This window comes from Pseudomonas sp. SDO5522_S412, from assembly GCF_054071215.1.
This window is the reverse complement of record NZ_JBSVWQ010000071.1, coordinates 12,894-27,538: the sequence shown is the minus strand read 5'-3', so window position 1 is coordinate 27,538 and position 14,645 is coordinate 12,894. Positions and strand designations below refer to the sequence as shown.

Genomic DNA, 14,645 nt, shown 5'->3' with positions numbered 1-14,645 from the left:
TACATAGGCTGACTGATCCACCGCATTCGCGAGCAAGCCCGCTCCCACATTTTTGATCCGGTTTCTTCAGTGGTTATTGGAACAGTACTTTCTGCCCTTCAGGCGACGTAAACATCTTGTCCCCGTCATGCCCAACCCCCGGCACTTCCACCAGCTTGTGGCCCAACTGCGGGTGCCGCTGCTTGAGGTAGTCAAAATAATTGTGCCCGCGAATCAAGCGATACGCGCCCTGGGTTTCAGCACCGCAGCTCTTGTCCAGCGCCGGGTGATTCGGGTCGGTGTCCTGCTGGCCCAGCAAGTAAGTGACATTACGCGAAACGTAAGCCTGCTCCAGCTGCTCGGCACTTTGCCCCTTGGCGTAGGCCGGCAGGTTTTGCATGCCGTACTTCCAGTCGTTGAAGCCCGGGCAACTGGCAACATCGAATTTCACCGGACGCTGTGGGCTGAAGTACGCGTAGGACGACGGGTTGGCCACCACATAACGCAGGCTGATGCCCTCGGTTTGCAGCAGCGGGTGATCATGCCCGGTCAGCGCAAAACGCTGCACCACTTGGCCGCCACCGGAATGGCCGGCCACCACGATTTCCTTCAGGTTCGGGAACAGCTTGCGGTTGCCCAGGTGCTTGATGATCTGGTCCAGCGCGCCGTAGGAGCTGATCTGGCCCGGGCCTGTGGACGGCTCGCCGGCCATCCAGTCGTTACTGTTCCAGCGCAGGGTCTGGCTGTCGATCTGGTTGCGCTTGAGGTCGGTCTGGTTGAGGAACTGTGGCGCAATCACCAGGGTATTGGCGTTTTGTCCTGCGGCTTCGGCCGCTTTTTCGCCGCTGTCCAGGTAGGTCATCGCGTTGCGCAGGCGACCATGCACGATGATCAGCGCGCGGGTAACTTGAGGCAGCGGCCGGCGCCAGTCCTGGCTCAAGCCGACGCTCAGGTCGCCGGCATCCAGGTGAAAACGATCGGGACTGACCACCTTGACGCCATGTTCGGCAGCCCAGGTGGAGGAGGAACAGGTGATCAACAAACCTAACAGCAGACCCAGTCGTTTATTCATTTAAAGGCTCTTGGCGGTAAAGGTGTCGCATTGAGTGATCTGGCCCTGGGCGAAGCCGGTCTTGAACCAGCGAACCCGCTGTGCCGAGGTGCCGTGGGTAAACGAGTCAGGCACCACGCGGCCCTGGCCCTGTTGCTGCAAGCGGTCATCGCCAATCGCGTTGGCCGCGTTCAGTGCTTCTTCAATGTCGCCGGGCTCCAGCCAGTTCAGGCGCTTTTGCGCGCGGTTGGCCCACACCCCGGCGAAGCAGTCGGCTTGCAGCTCCTGGCGCACCAGCAGGCCGCCGTCGCCTTGCATCTGCCGGCCTTGCTGGCGGGCTGCCTGAATCTTCGCCGAGATGCCCAGCAGCGTCTGCACGTGATGTCCGACTTCATGAGCGATCACGTAGGCCTGGGCGAAGTCGCCGGCGGCCTTGAAGCGCTGGGACATTTCCCGGAAGAAATCCAGGTCCAGGTATACCTGTTGGTCTGCCGGGCAATAGAACGGCCCGCTGGCGGACGTGGCGCCACCGCAGGCGGAGTTCACCCGGCCGCGGAACAGGATCAGTTTGGGGTTCTTGTAGGTCAGGCCGTTTTCCTGGAACACTTGGGCCCAGGTGTCTTCGGTGTCGCCGAGGACGGCGCGCACGAAGTCGGCTTGTTCATCATTGGCCGGCGGCGCCTGGCGGGTTTGCGGGCTGACGGAGGGCGCTTGCTCGGTGAGCTGGCCGCTGAGTTGCCCGAGGATCTGCATCGGGTCCTGGCCGGTCAGCCAGCCGATGCCGACGATCAGCACGATGGCCGTCAGGCTCAGGCCCTTGCCGCCCCCAAAACGCATGCCACCGCCACCGCCGCCGCTGTCATCGCGGGCGTCTACCACGTTGTCGCTGCGTCGGCCTTTTTTCCATAGCATGTGGCAATCCTCTTTGTGAACCTGCAGCTCAGTGTTGTTGGTGTGTAGGGTTGGCGCCAGTCCGGCTGTCTGACGATGCTAAACGCTGTGTCGTCCGACCTGTATGAAGCTTGTGTCAGTCGCGGCAATACCCTTCGCCGGTGTCGACGATCAGGCAGTCCTTCTTGTCGGCCAGCCATTTCAGGCCAGTGGCTTCGCCGTCGCCAGCGCTCAGGATCTGCGGGCCGTCCGGGCGTTCAAAGGTGATGCCGTCTTCGGATGCCTGGCCCTTGAAGGTGCCGGAATCGTCGTCATCCAGGCCGTATTTCATGGTCAGTACATAGTGGCCGCGGCCGATGCTGTCGTCCTTGGCGATGGTCAGGTTCAGGCCTTCGACGCCAATCCACTTGCCGACCCATTTGTCGGTGGGCAGCACCTGCGGTACCAACGTTGCCTGGACAGACGGCGGGGCGGGCGTCTTGGCGGTCTCGGCTTGCTTGTCGCAGGCGCTGAGCAGCGTCAGGGTCGAAAGAATCAACAGGGTTTTTTTCATGGTGAGAAAGCCTTGGTTAAAAAACGCGCAGTGGGCGGGGCGGCGTGAAGCGTTGGACTGGAAAACCGCAATTTAGTGCGCTGTTCGAACAGTGTTTGGTTATGCTCTTGAGCGAGGCGCTTTACCCGTTCTAGATTATGCCGCGGTATGCGGCGGTCATTTCAGCCTGCCACTCAAGAGAATGCAATGACCCTCAGTACCCCACTTTCCGGCGTCAACCACCCGCTCAAAGGCATTTTGCTGATTGTGGTGGCGACCTTTCTGTTTTCCAGCCACGACGCGCTGTCCAAATACCTGGCCGGGTTCTACCCGATCGTGATGGTGGTGTGGGCCCGCTACCTGGTGCACACGCTGTTGATGGCCGGGATCTTCCTGCCGCAATCGGGCCTGCGGGTACTGCGCAGCAAACGCCCTTTACTGCAAGTGGCGCGGGCGTTGTGCCTGCTGGGCACCAGCCTGTTCTTTACGGCGGCGCTGCACTTTATCCCGTTGGCCGAAGCCACGGCGGTCAACTTTCTTGCGCCGATCCTGGTCACCGCGTTGTCGGTGCCGCTGTTGGGTGAGCACGTGACCCGCGGCCAATGGCTGGCGGTGATTTGCGGGTTTATCGGGGTGCTGATCATTGTGCACCCGGGGGGGGAGCTGTTCACCCCCGCGGTGTTGTTGCCGCTGACGTCGGCGTTGTTCTTCTGCTTCTACCAACTGCTCACCCGCATCCTCAGCAAGTACGACACACCTACCACCAGCAACTTCTTCGCCGGGTTGTGCAATACCTTGGTGATGAGTGCGCTGGTGCCGTTCTTCTGGCAAGTACCGAGCCTGTGGCACGGGGTGCTGATGCTGGCGCTGGGCACTTGCGGGATGACCGCACACTTGATGCTGACCCAGGCCTTCCGCTTCGCAGCGCCAGCCCTGCTGGCGCCGTTCGGCTATTGCCAGATCGTGTTTGCGGGGTTGTTGGGCTGGCTGGTGTTCAACCACACCCCGGACCTGACCACCGTGGTCGGGATCGGGGTGATTTGCCTGAGCGGGTTGGCCGCTGCCTGGCAGCAGCGGCGCAGGTAGGAAACTCAGACCTCGACGGTCGGAATCTTGCGCGGCGCCATGAAGTACATCCAGATCAGCGCGATGAAGTACATCGCCGGAATCAGGGTGAACAGCACGGTGTAGTTGTTGTTGGTCACGGTCAGGATATGGCCGACGATTTGGGTCATGAACATCCCGCCGATGGCCGCGCACATGCCGCCAAAACCAAACACCGTACTCATCATGTGCTTGGGCGTGTAGTCCATCACCAGGCTCCAGATGTTGGCGGTCCAGGCCTGGTGCGCGCCGATGGCCAGGGAAATCGCAAACACCGCGACCCACAGGTGGCTGGAGCCGGCGGCCATGATCACTCCGACGATGCAGCAGGCAAACAGCAACATCGACAGCAGCCGCGCTTTGATCGGGTTCATCCCGCGTCCGATCAGGAACGAAGACAGGATCCCGCCGCCGATGCTGCCGAAGTCCGCCGTCAGGTAAATGATGATCAGCGGGATGCCCATCTGGGTCACGTTGATGCCCAGGTTGTATTGCTGATTCAGGAACGGCGGCAGCCAGTACAGGTAGAACCAGAACACCGGCGCGGTCATCGAGTAGGCGAGGGCGAAGGCCCAGGTGCCGCGCATCCGCAGGATCCGGCTGAACGGTACGCGGGGTTGTTCCGGTTCGACTTCCTGTTGTACGTAGTCCAGTTCCGATTGCTTCACGCTTGGATGGTCTTCCGGGTTGTAGTACTTCAAGCCCCAGAGCACCAGCCAGATCCCGCCCAGTGCCGACATGCACAGGAACGCCGCCTGCCAACCCCACACGTGGAGGATCAGCGGCAGCAGCATCGGCGTCATCATCGCGCCGACGTTGGTTCCGGCGTTGAAGATCCCGGTGGCCACGGCACGCTCGCCAGCGGGGAACCACAGGCGGGTGGTCTTGACGCAGGCCGGGTAGTTGGCGGCTTCGGTCAGCCCGAGAATGAACCGGCAGACCATAAAGCCCACCGCCGAGGTGGCCAGGCCATGGGCGCCGGTGGCCAGGCTCCACAGCAACACCGCGCAGAAGAACACGCGCTTGACGCCGACCCGGTCGATCAACCGGCCTTGCAGCACAAAGCCGATGGCGTAACCCACCTGGAACCAGAAGTTGATGTTGGCGTAGTCCATCGCCGTCCAGCTCATTTCCTTGGCCAGGATTGGTTGCATCACGCCGAGGGCGGCGCGGTCGATGTAGTTCAGGGTGGTGGCAAAAAACACCAGGGCCAGCATGCCCCAGCGGGTTTTACCGACAGCCATGGCGCCACGGATTTTGTCACCGATGCCGCTATGGGGATTGCTGTGGCCCACGGCCACGGCGGGATTTTGCGAAGGCATGAGGAAGTACCCGTTTTTTTGAAATTTTTATGGTGTGTTCAGGGTCTTGGTTAACCGAGGCCGCTCAATGGAAGCGGGGCTCAATGTGCTGTCGATGGTGCGCAGCGGCTAAAAAATCGTCAATTCGCCGATTGCCATTCTGTTCGATAATCGCCCATAAAACTAACCGGTTCGTACATTTCAATTGCTGTGATGAACCTGGCGGCCAATAATTTGCCGTAAACAAGACATGCCTCAATGCCGGGAGTCGCCCCATGCAACGCTCCATCGCCACCGTTTCCTTGAGCGGAACCTTGCCGGAAAAACTCGAAGCCATCGCGGCTGCCGGGTTTGATGGCGTGGAAATCTTCGAAAACGATCTGCTGTATTACGACGGCAGTCCGCGTGAAGTTAGGCAAATGTGCGCCGACCTCGGCATTGTCATCACCTTGTTCCAGCCGTTCCGGGACTTTGAGGGCTGCCGCCGCGACCGCCTGACACGCAACCTGGAGCGGGCCGAGCGCAAGTTCGACTTGATGCAGGAGCTGGGCACCGACCTGGTGTTGGTGTGCAGTAACGCGTCAGCCGATTCCGTGGGCGATGAAAGCATTCTGCTGGATGACCTGAGCCTGCTGGCCGAACACGCTGGCCGCCGGGGCTTGCGCATCGGCTATGAAGCGCTGGCCTGGGGCCGGCACGTCAACACCTGGCAGCAGGTGTGGAACCTGGTGCGCAAGATCGATCATCCGAGCCTGGGCGTGTTGCTCGACAGCTTCCACACCCTGTCTCTCAAGGGCGACCCGAGTGCGATTGCCGAGATTCCCGGCGACAAGATTTTCTTTGTGCAGATGGCCGATGCACCGATCCTCGCGATGGATGTACTGGAATGGAGCCGGCATTTCCGCTGCTTCCCAGGCCAGGGCGAGTTCGACCTGGCGGGCTTTCTCGCCCCGATCATCAAGAGCGGCTACACCGGGCCGTTGTCCCTGGAAATCTTCAACGACGGCTTCCGCGCCGCGCCGACCCGGGCGAATGCCGCCGACGGCCTGCGCTCGCTGCTGTACCTCGAAGAGAAAACCCGCCAGCGATTGGAGCAAGAAGCGACGCAGGTCCCCGAGATCCTGTTTGAAACCCCGGCCGCCAGCGAATACGACGGCATTGAATTCCTGGAATTTGCCGTGGATGAAAACCTCGGCGCCAAGCTCACTTCATGGCTGGAGCGCCTGGGCTTCGTCAAGGCCGGGCAGCATCGATCCAAGAGCGTCAGCCTGTTGCGCCAGGGCGATATCAACCTGATCCTCAATTGCGAACCCTATTCCTTCGCCCATAACTTCTTCGAGGCCCACGGCCCGTCGTTGTGCGCCACGGCGATCCGCGTCAAGGACAGCGCCAAGGCCCTGGAGCGGGCGGTGGCCTACAAGGGCCAGCCGTATCGTGGGCTGGTCGGCCCCAACGAGCTGGAGCTGGCAGCGGTGCGCGCACCGGATGGCAGCCTGATCTACCTGGTGGACCAGCACGAAGGCGGCCTCTACGACACCGACTTCAACCTGCAACCGGCGAACGCCGCCAGCGGCGGCCTGCTGCGCATCGACCACATGGCCATGGCCTTGCCCGCCGACAGCCTCGACAGTTGGGTGTTGTTCTACAAAAGCTTGCTGGATTTCGAAGCCGACGACGAAGTGGTGCTGCCCGACCCCTACGGCCTGGTGAAAAGCCGGGCACTGCGCAGCCGTTGCAGCTCGATTCGCCTGCCGCTGAATATTTCCGAGAACCGCAACACCGCGATTTCCCACGCGCTGTCGAGCTATCGCGGCTCGGGCGTGCACCACATTGCCTTCGACTGCGCGGACATTTTCGCCGAGGTCAGCCGGGCCAAGGATGCGGGCGTGCCGCTGCTGGATATCCCGCTGAACTATTACGATGACCTGGCGGCGCGGTTTGATTTCGATGACGAGTTCCTCAGCCAGCTCGCGTATTACAACGTCCTCTACGACCGCGATGCCCAGGGCGGTGAACTGTTTCACGTTTATACCGAACCGTTCGAGGGCCGGTTTTTCTTCGAGATCATCCAGCGCAAGAACGGTTACGCCGGCTACGGTGCGGCCAACGTGGCGGTGCGCCTGGCGGCCATGGCCAAGTCCCGCAGCGGTGCGGTGCGCCAGGCCAGGTTGTAAGGTGCCGGCGCTTCCTTCGGCGTGCGGCGCGGCCCATAATCAGCGCCTGCACCTAAGGCCGTGAGCGCACCATGACCCTGACCTCCGAGCTTCCCGCCGCGGCCACCGCACCGCGCAAGAGCCGCAAGAACAACCCGGAAAAGACCCGCGAGAACATTCTCCAGGAAGCCATCGTCGAGTTTGTCACCCAGGGCCTTTCCGGCGCCCGGGTGGACGCGATCGCGGAGCGTATCCAGACCTCCAAGCGCATGATCTATTACTACTTCGGCAGCAAGGAACAGCTCTACGTCGAGGTGCTGGAGAAGCTTTACGGCGACATTCGCAACACCGAGACCCGGATGAACCTGACGGCCCTGGAGCCCCGGGAAGCGATCCGCCGGCTGGTGGAATTCACCTTTGATCACCACGATCAGAACGTGGATTTTGTGCGCATCGTGAGCATCGAGAACATCCACAACGCCGAGTATGTAAAGCAGTCGACGTCGATCAAGGCGATGAACAGCAACATCCTCGAAGCCCTTGGCACCACGTTGCGCCGGGGCGCCGAGTTGGGGTTGTTCCGGGAAGGGCTGGAGCCGCTGGACGTGCACCTGCTGATCAACTCGTTCAGCTTCTACCGGGTGTCGAACCGCCACACCTTCAGCGAGATCTTTCAGATCGAGTTGTCGGATGAGGCGGTCAAGCAGCGGCATCGGGCGATGATCTGCGAGTCGGTGTTGCGCTACCTGCAGGCTTGAGTTCAACACCGAGCAAAATGTGGGAGCGGGCTTGCTCGCGAAGGCGGAGTGTCAGTCGCCGGATGTTTGGCTGATCCACCGCATTCGCGAGCAAGCCCGCTCCCACATTTCTAATCCGGTTTCTACAGTTGGGTGGTCATGCTCTGGAAGTGCGCGAGCATGCGCTCTGCATCCGCCACTTCGCCAGTGAACAACTCAAACGCCTTCACCGCCTGAAACACCGCCATGTTGCCGCCATCCAGGGTGCGGCAACCCAGGGCGCGGGCGTTGCGCAGCAGTTCGGTTTCCAGTGGGAAGTAGACGATCTCCGCTACCCACAAGTCGGCGCGCAAGGTGTGCAGCGGCACCGGCATGCCCGGCAGCTTGGCCATGCCCATCGGCGTGGTATTCACCAGGCCATCGGCCTCGGCCATGGCGCTTTCCAGGTCATTGCCGGCCTGCGCCCGGCCGGTACCAAAATGCTGGTTGAGGTTGTTCGCCAGGCTGCGGGCACGTTCGGCGTCCATGTCGAAAATACTCAAGCGTGCCACGCCTTCACCCAGCAGCGCATGGGCGACTGCCGCCCCGGCGCCGCCCGCGCCCATCTGCACCACGAACTTGCGAGCCACATCACTCAAGCCCCGGCGAAAGCCTTCGGCAAAGCCCAGGCAGTCGGTGTTGTGGCCGATGCGTTTACCGTCGCAAAGCACCACGGTGTTCACCGCGCCGATGCCCCGCGCTTCGGGCGACAGTTCGTCCAGCAGCGGCAGGATCGCCTGCTTGCACGGGTAGGTGATGTTCAAACCGGTGAAGTTCATCTGTTCGGCCGCCATCAACAGGTCGGGCAGGGCGCGGGTATCCACCTGTAGCCGGTCGAGGTCGATCAGGCGATAGAGGTAACGCAGGCCCTGGGCATCGCCTTCATGCTCATGCAGGGCCGGGGTGCGGGAAGCCTGGATGCCGGCGCCGATCAGGCCGGCCAGAATTCGACGTTTGGACACCGCGCTCATCCCTTCAAGGTCTTGCTGAAATGTTCGAGGGCGAGGTGATAACCGTGGCTGCCAAACCCGGCCAGCACCGCCTTGGCAATCGGCGACACGAACGAGTGATGACGGAACGCTTCCCGGGCATGCACGTTGGACAAGTGCACCTCGATCACCGGTACTTCACTGGCCACCAGCGCGTCGCGGATCGCCACCGAAGTGTGGGTCCAGGCTGCCGGGTTGATCACGATGCCGGCGCAACGGGCGCGGGCGCCGTGGATCCAGTCCAGCAATTCGCCTTCGTGGTTGGTCTGGCGGAATTCGACTTTCAGGCCCAGTTGCTCGGCGCTGCGGCCACACAGGGCAGCAAGGTCGGCCAGGGTTTCATGGCCATAAGTGGCAGGCTCGCGAGTGCCGAGCAGGTTGAGGTTGGGGCCGTTGAGCACCAGCACGATGGGCGGCATAGAGGGTTCTCCACTGTTGTTTTTATGTAGGTCGATAAAATGTACTGAATGGTTAATTTGGTCAATCGCGTGGGTGGGAACCGTTCGATTACCGAACGCAGAATGAAAACCACCGTTGTGTGGATCAGAGTTGATATCAATTGAAAATCATTCTCGACAACGCTTAAGATGCCCGCCTGTTTCCTTAACATTCCAGGGAGTCGGTTTGTCGGACGTGGATCTCAAAGGCCTGTTTCTCAAGCACGCCGATACTCTGCGCGGGTATCTCGCACGCAAGGTACGGGACCCGCAGTTGGCCGCAGACCTGGTGCAGGAGAGTTTCCTGCGCCTGGCGCAAAAGCCGGCCGGCGAGCGCATCGACAACTCCCAGGGCTATCTCTATCGCACGGCCGGCAATCTGCTGATCGACCATATCCGCCAGGAGGCGCGGCGCAAGACCGACTCCGTGCCCCATGAGGCGCTGGCCGAGATTGAAGATGAAATGGCCGGGTTGGAGGCTCAGGCGATGGCGCAGCAACAGCGGCAGGCATTGAAGCAGGCACTGGCGGAATTGCCGGAGCGTACCCGGCAGATTTTCCGTCTCAACCGGATCGAGGGCATGACCCATGCCCAGGTCGCGCGCCACCTGGGCATTTCCGACAGCTCAGTGCAAAAGCACCTGGCCAAGGCGCTGGCGTATGTCATGCAGCGTTTGCAGGAAGGTGAGGCGGGGCCGTCCGACGAATGAATTACCGACAAATCTGGGGTCAGACGTCACAGCGTTATATAACGAAAAATTCGAGATTCACACGTGAATAGCCCGGGTCCGCAACAGCACAGCATTACCGAGGCGGCTGCCGATTGGGCGGTGCGCCTGCACGCCGGCGCCCTGACCGATCAGGAGCAGGCCGAGCTGCGCCAATGGATCGCCAGAGACAGCCGCCATGAAGCGGCGCTGCGTTTTGCCGAGCAGACGTGGGCGGCGCTGGGCGAGGTGCATCGCGATGAGACGCTGCATCGCCAGCGGCCGCCCGCCACCGCTGCGCCGGTGCGCGGCCCTCGTCGGCGCAGGCCGTGGCGCATGGCGGCGAGTGTTGCGCTGTTGCTGGTGGTGGCGGGCGTCGGCTGGGTGCGCGGGCCTGAGGCGCTGCTGCAGGTGCAGGCCGATTACTTCACCCAAAAAGGCGAAGTGCGCACCGTGCACCTGGCGGACGGCAGCAGCGTGCAACTGGATTCTGCGAGTGCGATCAAGCTGGATTTTGACGGTGTGCAGCGGCGCATCAGCCTGATCAAAGGCTCGGCCATCTTTGATGTGGCGCCCATGGCCGGTGAGGAAAAAAGGCCGTTCGTGGTGCACAGCGCCAGCGGGCAAACCCGTGCCCTGGGCACGCGGTTTGTGGTCGAGCGTGAGGACGACCGGCAGGCCTGGGTCGGAGTGTTGCAGCACAGTGTGGCCGTCACGCTGCAGGCGCTGCCGCAGAAAGCAACTGTGCTCAAGGAAGGCCAGGCTGCGCGCTACAGCCCGGAGAACGGCGTGGTCGCCCTCGACGACTTCGACCTGGAGCGTGCCACCAGTTGGCGTCGCGGTGTGCTGATCTTCGACCGCTTGCCGCTGGCCAAGGTCATCGAACAGCTCAACCGCTACCGGCCGGGCAAGGTGGTGCTGACCAATGCCGACCTCGGCACCCGTGAAGTCAGCGGCGTGTTCCGCCTCGATATGCTCGACACGGCCCTCGGCACCCTGACCGAAGAATTACAGGTGCAGCGCTTTGATCTGGCGGGGCTGAGCCTGATCTATTGATGGGGCGCCGGGCCCCGTTTACGTCCTTTGAAAAAACTTTCAAAAAAACCTTACTGAGTTCCGACGCCTGACACGTCCTGTTAAGTGAGAAGTATTCGCATAAACAAGAATGGTCAGCGAAGGGATAACGTCGATGTCTGCAATCACCAAGGGGCGCAACACCGGTAGCCGGTTGGCCCTTGCCATCCACCTGGGGCTGTTAGCCTCCGCCTGCCAGGTGCAGGCCGCCGAGGCGCCAGTCGGTGAATCACAGCCTGTCACGTTGACGTTTGATATTGCGGCGCAACCCTTGGGCCTTGCCGTACTGACGTTCGCCGACCAGGCCGGGTTGCAAGTGTTGTTCGACAGCGCGCGCCTGCAAGGCCTCACCAGCACCGCGCTCAAGGGCCGTTACAGCGCCCAGGAAGGCCTCGGCCGATTGGTGGGCAGTGCACCGGTGGAATACCGCTTTACCGGGGACCGGCAGGTGACGCTGACTCGCGTCGGCGCCGACCATGACGGTGCGCTGACCGTGGGCACCACCACCATCACCGGCAACACCAACGGCAAGCCAAGCGACTGGGTGTATGACACACCGCGCTCGGTGGCCGTGATCAGTCGCGAGCAGATCGACAAACGCCCACCACGCCACGCCGCCGACATGCTCGAAGAAACCGCCGGCGTGTACACCGCCGTCAACCAGCGTGACCCGGGCCTGTCGGTGAACATCCGCGGCGTGCAGGACTACGGCCGGGTCAACATGAACATCGACGGCATGCGCCAGAACTTCAACGTCAACGGCCACCAGCAGCGCAACGGCACGATGTTGATCGACCCGGAATTCATCTCCAGCATCGAAATCGACAAGGGCAGCCAGTCCGGGCAGGGCGGTGCTGCCGTGTTGGGCGGGATTGCATCCTTCAAGACCCTGGAGGCCAGTGAGTTCCTGGCCGATGGCAAGGACTATGGCGGGCGTCTGCGTGCCGGTAGCGGGATTGGTGAACTGGGTAACGGCACCTATTTCAACGGCAGCGGTGTGTTTGCCTTTGGCGACGAGCGCGGCGACGTGCTGCTGGGGTACAGCGAACGGCATTTTGGCGACTACCGCGCCGGTACCCACAACGACCAGAAACTGGGTACTCATTTGCGCGCCCGTGACTCCCAGCCTGCGGCCTTCGACGATTGGCTGAACAGTGAGGTCGGTGACACCGGCAGCGTGACCCGCTCGCAAATCGTCAAGTTCGGCCTGAACCTGCCCAATGACCAACGGGTGCAACTGAGCTACCTGGAAAGTGACAGCGACAGCAATGACGCGTGGGCCTACACCGCCCCGGATAACCAGAGCGTGTACTACCAACGCGTCAGCAAGAACAACCTCAATGCCAGGAACGTCGGACTGGATTATCGCTACACGCCGGATAACCCGCTGATCGATTTCAAGGCCAAGGTCTACTACGTCACCACACAGATGGACCGGGACAATGCGCCCAACACCGCGTCGCTGACCTCCGGCAACTATGTGGCGGGCTACACGGATCATTTTCAGACCGATACCTGGGGTGTACAGGGCGACAACACATCGCGGTTCGACTTCGATGCGTTGGGTCATGTGAGTTGGAACTACGGCGTGGAGGTGTATCAAGACAAGTTCAAGCCCAGTACCAACAAGGTCGAGGCCACTAACCTTTCCGGCCTGTTGCCTTACGTTGAAGGCGGGACGCCCGGTGGCAAACGCACCATCGCCAGCCTGTTCAACAACCTGCAGTACGAATATGGCGACTGGCTGACGCTGGATGCGGGCTTGCGGTACGACCGCTATCGGCTGGAAGGGGTCACCGGGATGACGCTCTACCGGCGCGATCGGTTCTACAGCAGCACGGTAGGTGCCAAGCGTGTCGAGGAAGTGTTCGACATTGATAGAGAAGAGGGCCAGTTCTCTCCCACGTTCGGTATCGGCATAAAGCCGGGGCTGGACTGGATGCAACTCTACGCCCGCTGGGGCAAGGGCTGGCGCCCGCCGGCGGTAACGGAAACCTTCATGACCGGGCGTCCTCACGGTGGCAGCTCATCAGAGCGGGTGTTTCCCAACCCGTTCCTGAAACCCGAAGAGTCGCGGGACTGGGAAATGGGCGTGAACGTATTCAAAGAGGGACTGCTGTTCGGTGACGACCGCCTGGGCATGAAGGTGGCTTACTTCGATACCCGGATCGAGAACTTCTCTTTCCTCAACCACAGCGTCAGTTTGCCGGAGACCTCCGTCGGCGGTTTTCTCGGCACGATGGCGTACGTCAATAACACCAACCCCACGCGCTTTCGGGGGGTGGAGTACCAGCTCAACTACGACATGGGGCGGGCGTACGCCAACCTTAGTTACACCCACATGATCGGCAGTAATGAGTTCTGCTCGAAGAACTATTACATGGGCGGGGCGAAGAAGAACGGGCCGTCCACCACACGCTATGAACGCTACACCCGGCCAAACGGCACGACCGGCCTGCGCCCGGTGACCACGTATGAGGTGCTGGACGACGATGTCGCCAACAACAAGGAAAGCTGTGGCCGGATCATGGGCAACGCCACCTATATGCCGGCTGATCGCGGCTCGCTGACCCTGGGCGCGCGCTTCCTGGAAAAGCGACTCGATATGGGCGTCCGCGTGCGCTACAGCTCAGGCAATGGCGAGAACCTCGACTCACAAGGTTATGACTTCATCGACCAGGCGCTATGGCCCCAGTACACCCTCTATGACCTGTACGCCAGCTACTGGATGACCGACCAATTGAACATCGCCCTGGCGCTGGAAAACGCCACCGATGAGGCCTACTTCGTTGCGATGGGGGACGCCAATAACCTGAGCCTGGCGCGCGGGCGAACGTTGAGCGGGATGCTCGAATACAAGTTCTGATCAAGGTGCCACGGCACTTTATCAACCAACGGTTTTGCCCAAGGGTGGGCAAAAAGTGCGCTGTATGAGCGTGCTGATCAATCGTGTTGTTTATAACGAGGTTAAGTGATGACTATTTCTGTTAGTTACGAAGCTGCGCTCGGTGCTTACTCCGTCTCGGACTACCTGACCGACTGGGCACTGGGGTTCAACACTGCGGGTCACGGCAGCAGCAACACCGGCGGCTTCAGCAACGGCTCCCTGAGCGGCGACCAGTATTCGACCCACGGCGCCAACAATTCCGACTACGCGTTCATTGCCGACAGCAACACCAGCAACGGCCTGCACTACGTATTCAACCCGGCGCTGCCAGCCAGCCACAACGAAAACCACTACCTGTGGGGCAACCTGGATAACGTTCAACTGGGTACCGGCCTGGGCGGCGGCAATGGCAGCGACTTCACCCTCGATGCGTTCAAAGTGGCTTTCAACGGCCTTGACTTGAGCGCGGCACAAGGTGCAGGCCGCGTCGGCAACGACGTTCAGAGCGTGATCTACAGCCTGATGCAAGGCAACACCTCGGCACTGGAAACCGTGCTCAACAACCTGCTGGACGACTTCGGCCTGTCCACCGCCAACACCTTCGACGAGATCTCGGCCGGCCTGGCAGCACACGCTACGGCAACCACCACCGACGTCGCCCTGGTAGGCGTGCAGGACGTTGCACAGGACTGGGCACTCGCTGCCTGATGTTGCTGCGCAATGAAAAAAGCGAATGGAAGATCACTCTCCCATTCGCTGCGTAAA

General features: G+C 61.4%; 13 protein-coding genes. 7 read left to right on the top strand and 6 right to left on the bottom strand.

Annotation, left to right across the window (positions count from 1 at the left end; translation table 11 throughout):
* Window positions 1-73: 73 nt before the first annotated feature.
* The 3 genes from ACW9I6_RS16585 to ACW9I6_RS16575 form a co-directional block, all read right to left on the bottom strand.
* Window positions 74-1,051: a hypothetical protein gene (locus ACW9I6_RS16585; RefSeq protein WP_102605475.1), complete on the bottom strand. Its 978-nt coding sequence runs from the start codon at window positions 1,049-1,051 to the stop codon at window positions 74-76.
* Window positions 1,052-1,942 carry a KPN_02809 family neutral zinc metallopeptidase gene (gene ypfJ, locus ACW9I6_RS16580; protein ID WP_003215526.1) on the bottom strand — a complete coding sequence of 297 codons (891 nt, stop codon included), beginning with the start codon at window positions 1,940-1,942 and terminating at the stop codon, window positions 1,052-1,054.
* Between the two features lie 115 nt (window positions 1,943-2,057).
* Window positions 2,058-2,474: a hypothetical protein gene (locus ACW9I6_RS16575; RefSeq protein ID WP_003215528.1), complete on the bottom strand. Its 417-nt coding sequence runs from the start codon at window positions 2,472-2,474 to the stop codon at window positions 2,058-2,060.
* Between the two features lie 186 nt (window positions 2,475-2,660).
* Between ACW9I6_RS16575 and ACW9I6_RS16570 the strand changes: the two genes are divergently transcribed.
* The gene (locus tag ACW9I6_RS16570) at window positions 2,661-3,539 is read left to right on the top strand and encodes a DMT family transporter (protein ID WP_003215531.1); all 879 of its coding nucleotides are present in this window, start codon (window positions 2,661-2,663) and stop codon (window positions 3,537-3,539) included.
* A 5-nt stretch (window positions 3,540-3,544) separates the two neighbouring features.
* On the opposite strand, the gene ACW9I6_RS16565 is transcribed toward ACW9I6_RS16570, so the two are convergent.
* The gene (locus tag ACW9I6_RS16565; protein ID WP_003215533.1) at window positions 3,545-4,879 is read right to left on the bottom strand and encodes an MFS transporter; all 1,335 of its coding nucleotides are present in this window, start codon (window positions 4,877-4,879) and stop codon (window positions 3,545-3,547) included.
* A 254-nt stretch (window positions 4,880-5,133) separates the two neighbouring features.
* Between ACW9I6_RS16565 and quiC the strand changes: the two genes are divergently transcribed.
* Together quiC and ACW9I6_RS16555 are read left to right on the top strand one after the other, a co-directional pair.
* Window positions 5,134-7,032: a 3-dehydroshikimate dehydratase QuiC gene (gene quiC / locus ACW9I6_RS16560; RefSeq protein ID WP_457339546.1), complete on the top strand. Its 1,899-nt coding sequence runs from the start codon at window positions 5,134-5,136 to the stop codon at window positions 7,030-7,032.
* A gap of 71 nt (window positions 7,033-7,103) precedes the next feature.
* A complete protein-coding gene (locus ACW9I6_RS16555; RefSeq protein ID WP_003215538.1) occupies window positions 7,104-7,769 on the top strand; it encodes a TetR/AcrR family transcriptional regulator in 666 nt (221 codons plus the stop codon).
* A 122-nt stretch (window positions 7,770-7,891) separates the two neighbouring features.
* Here ACW9I6_RS16555 and ACW9I6_RS16550 read toward each other — a convergent pair whose 3' ends face one another.
* Entirely contained in the window at window positions 7,892-8,758 is an 867-nt protein-coding gene (locus ACW9I6_RS16550; RefSeq protein ID WP_457339545.1) for a shikimate dehydrogenase, read from the bottom strand.
* Entirely contained in the window at window positions 8,755-9,195 is a 441-nt protein-coding gene (aroQ, locus tag ACW9I6_RS16545; protein WP_087693554.1) for a type II 3-dehydroquinate dehydratase, read from the bottom strand. Before aroQ ends, ACW9I6_RS16550 begins: the two co-directional genes overlap by 4 nt.
* A gap of 205 nt (window positions 9,196-9,400) precedes the next feature.
* Here aroQ and ACW9I6_RS16540 point away from each other — a divergent pair, with 205 nt between their 5' ends.
* From ACW9I6_RS16540 to ACW9I6_RS16525, 4 genes are all read left to right on the top strand, one after another.
* The gene (locus tag ACW9I6_RS16540; protein WP_003215543.1) at window positions 9,401-9,922 is read left to right on the top strand and encodes an RNA polymerase sigma factor; all 522 of its coding nucleotides are present in this window, start codon (window positions 9,401-9,403) and stop codon (window positions 9,920-9,922) included.
* A gap of 63 nt (window positions 9,923-9,985) precedes the next feature.
* On the top strand, window positions 9,986-10,975 hold the full coding sequence (locus ACW9I6_RS16535) for a FecR family protein (RefSeq protein ID WP_008436618.1): 990 nt from the start codon (window positions 9,986-9,988) through the stop codon (window positions 10,973-10,975).
* A gap of 133 nt (window positions 10,976-11,108) precedes the next feature.
* Entirely contained in the window at window positions 11,109-13,859 is a 2,751-nt protein-coding gene (locus ACW9I6_RS16530; RefSeq protein ID WP_102369949.1) for a TonB-dependent receptor, read from the top strand.
* A 108-nt stretch (window positions 13,860-13,967) separates the two neighbouring features.
* Window positions 13,968-14,588: a heme acquisition protein HasA gene (locus tag ACW9I6_RS16525; RefSeq protein ID WP_457339544.1), complete on the top strand. Its 621-nt coding sequence runs from the start codon at window positions 13,968-13,970 to the stop codon at window positions 14,586-14,588.
* Window positions 14,589-14,645: the final 57 nt, after the last annotated feature.

Excerpts from the sequence above, each read along its gene's own strand:
- ACW9I6_RS16585 (WP_102605475.1), bottom strand. The coding sequence starts at position 1,051 with ATGAATAAACGACTGGGTCTGCTGTTAGGTTTGTTGATCACCTGTTCC.
- ypfJ (WP_003215526.1), bottom strand. The coding sequence starts at position 1,942 with ATGCTATGGAAAAAAGGCCGACGCAGCGACAACGTGGTAGACGCCCGC.
- ACW9I6_RS16575 (WP_003215528.1), bottom strand. The coding sequence starts at position 2,474 with ATGAAAAAAACCCTGTTGATTCTTTCGACCCTGACGCTGCTCAGCGCC.
- ACW9I6_RS16570 (WP_003215531.1), top strand. The coding sequence starts at position 2,661 with ATGACCCTCAGTACCCCACTTTCCGGCGTCAACCACCCGCTCAAAGGC.
- ACW9I6_RS16565 (WP_003215533.1), bottom strand. The coding sequence starts at position 4,879 with ATGCCTTCGCAAAATCCCGCCGTGGCCGTGGGCCACAGCAATCCCCAT.
- quiC (WP_457339546.1), top strand. The coding sequence starts at position 5,134 with ATGCAACGCTCCATCGCCACCGTTTCCTTGAGCGGAACCTTGCCGGAA.
- ACW9I6_RS16555 (WP_003215538.1), top strand. The coding sequence starts at position 7,104 with ATGACCCTGACCTCCGAGCTTCCCGCCGCGGCCACCGCACCGCGCAAG.
- ACW9I6_RS16550 (WP_457339545.1), bottom strand. The coding sequence starts at position 8,758 with ATGAGCGCGGTGTCCAAACGTCGAATTCTGGCCGGCCTGATCGGCGCC.
- aroQ (WP_087693554.1), bottom strand. The coding sequence starts at position 9,195 with ATGCCGCCCATCGTGCTGGTGCTCAACGGCCCCAACCTCAACCTGCTC.
- ACW9I6_RS16530 (WP_102369949.1), top strand. The coding sequence starts at position 11,109 with ATGTCTGCAATCACCAAGGGGCGCAACACCGGTAGCCGGTTGGCCCTT.
- ACW9I6_RS16525 (WP_457339544.1), top strand. The coding sequence starts at position 13,968 with ATGACTATTTCTGTTAGTTACGAAGCTGCGCTCGGTGCTTACTCCGTC.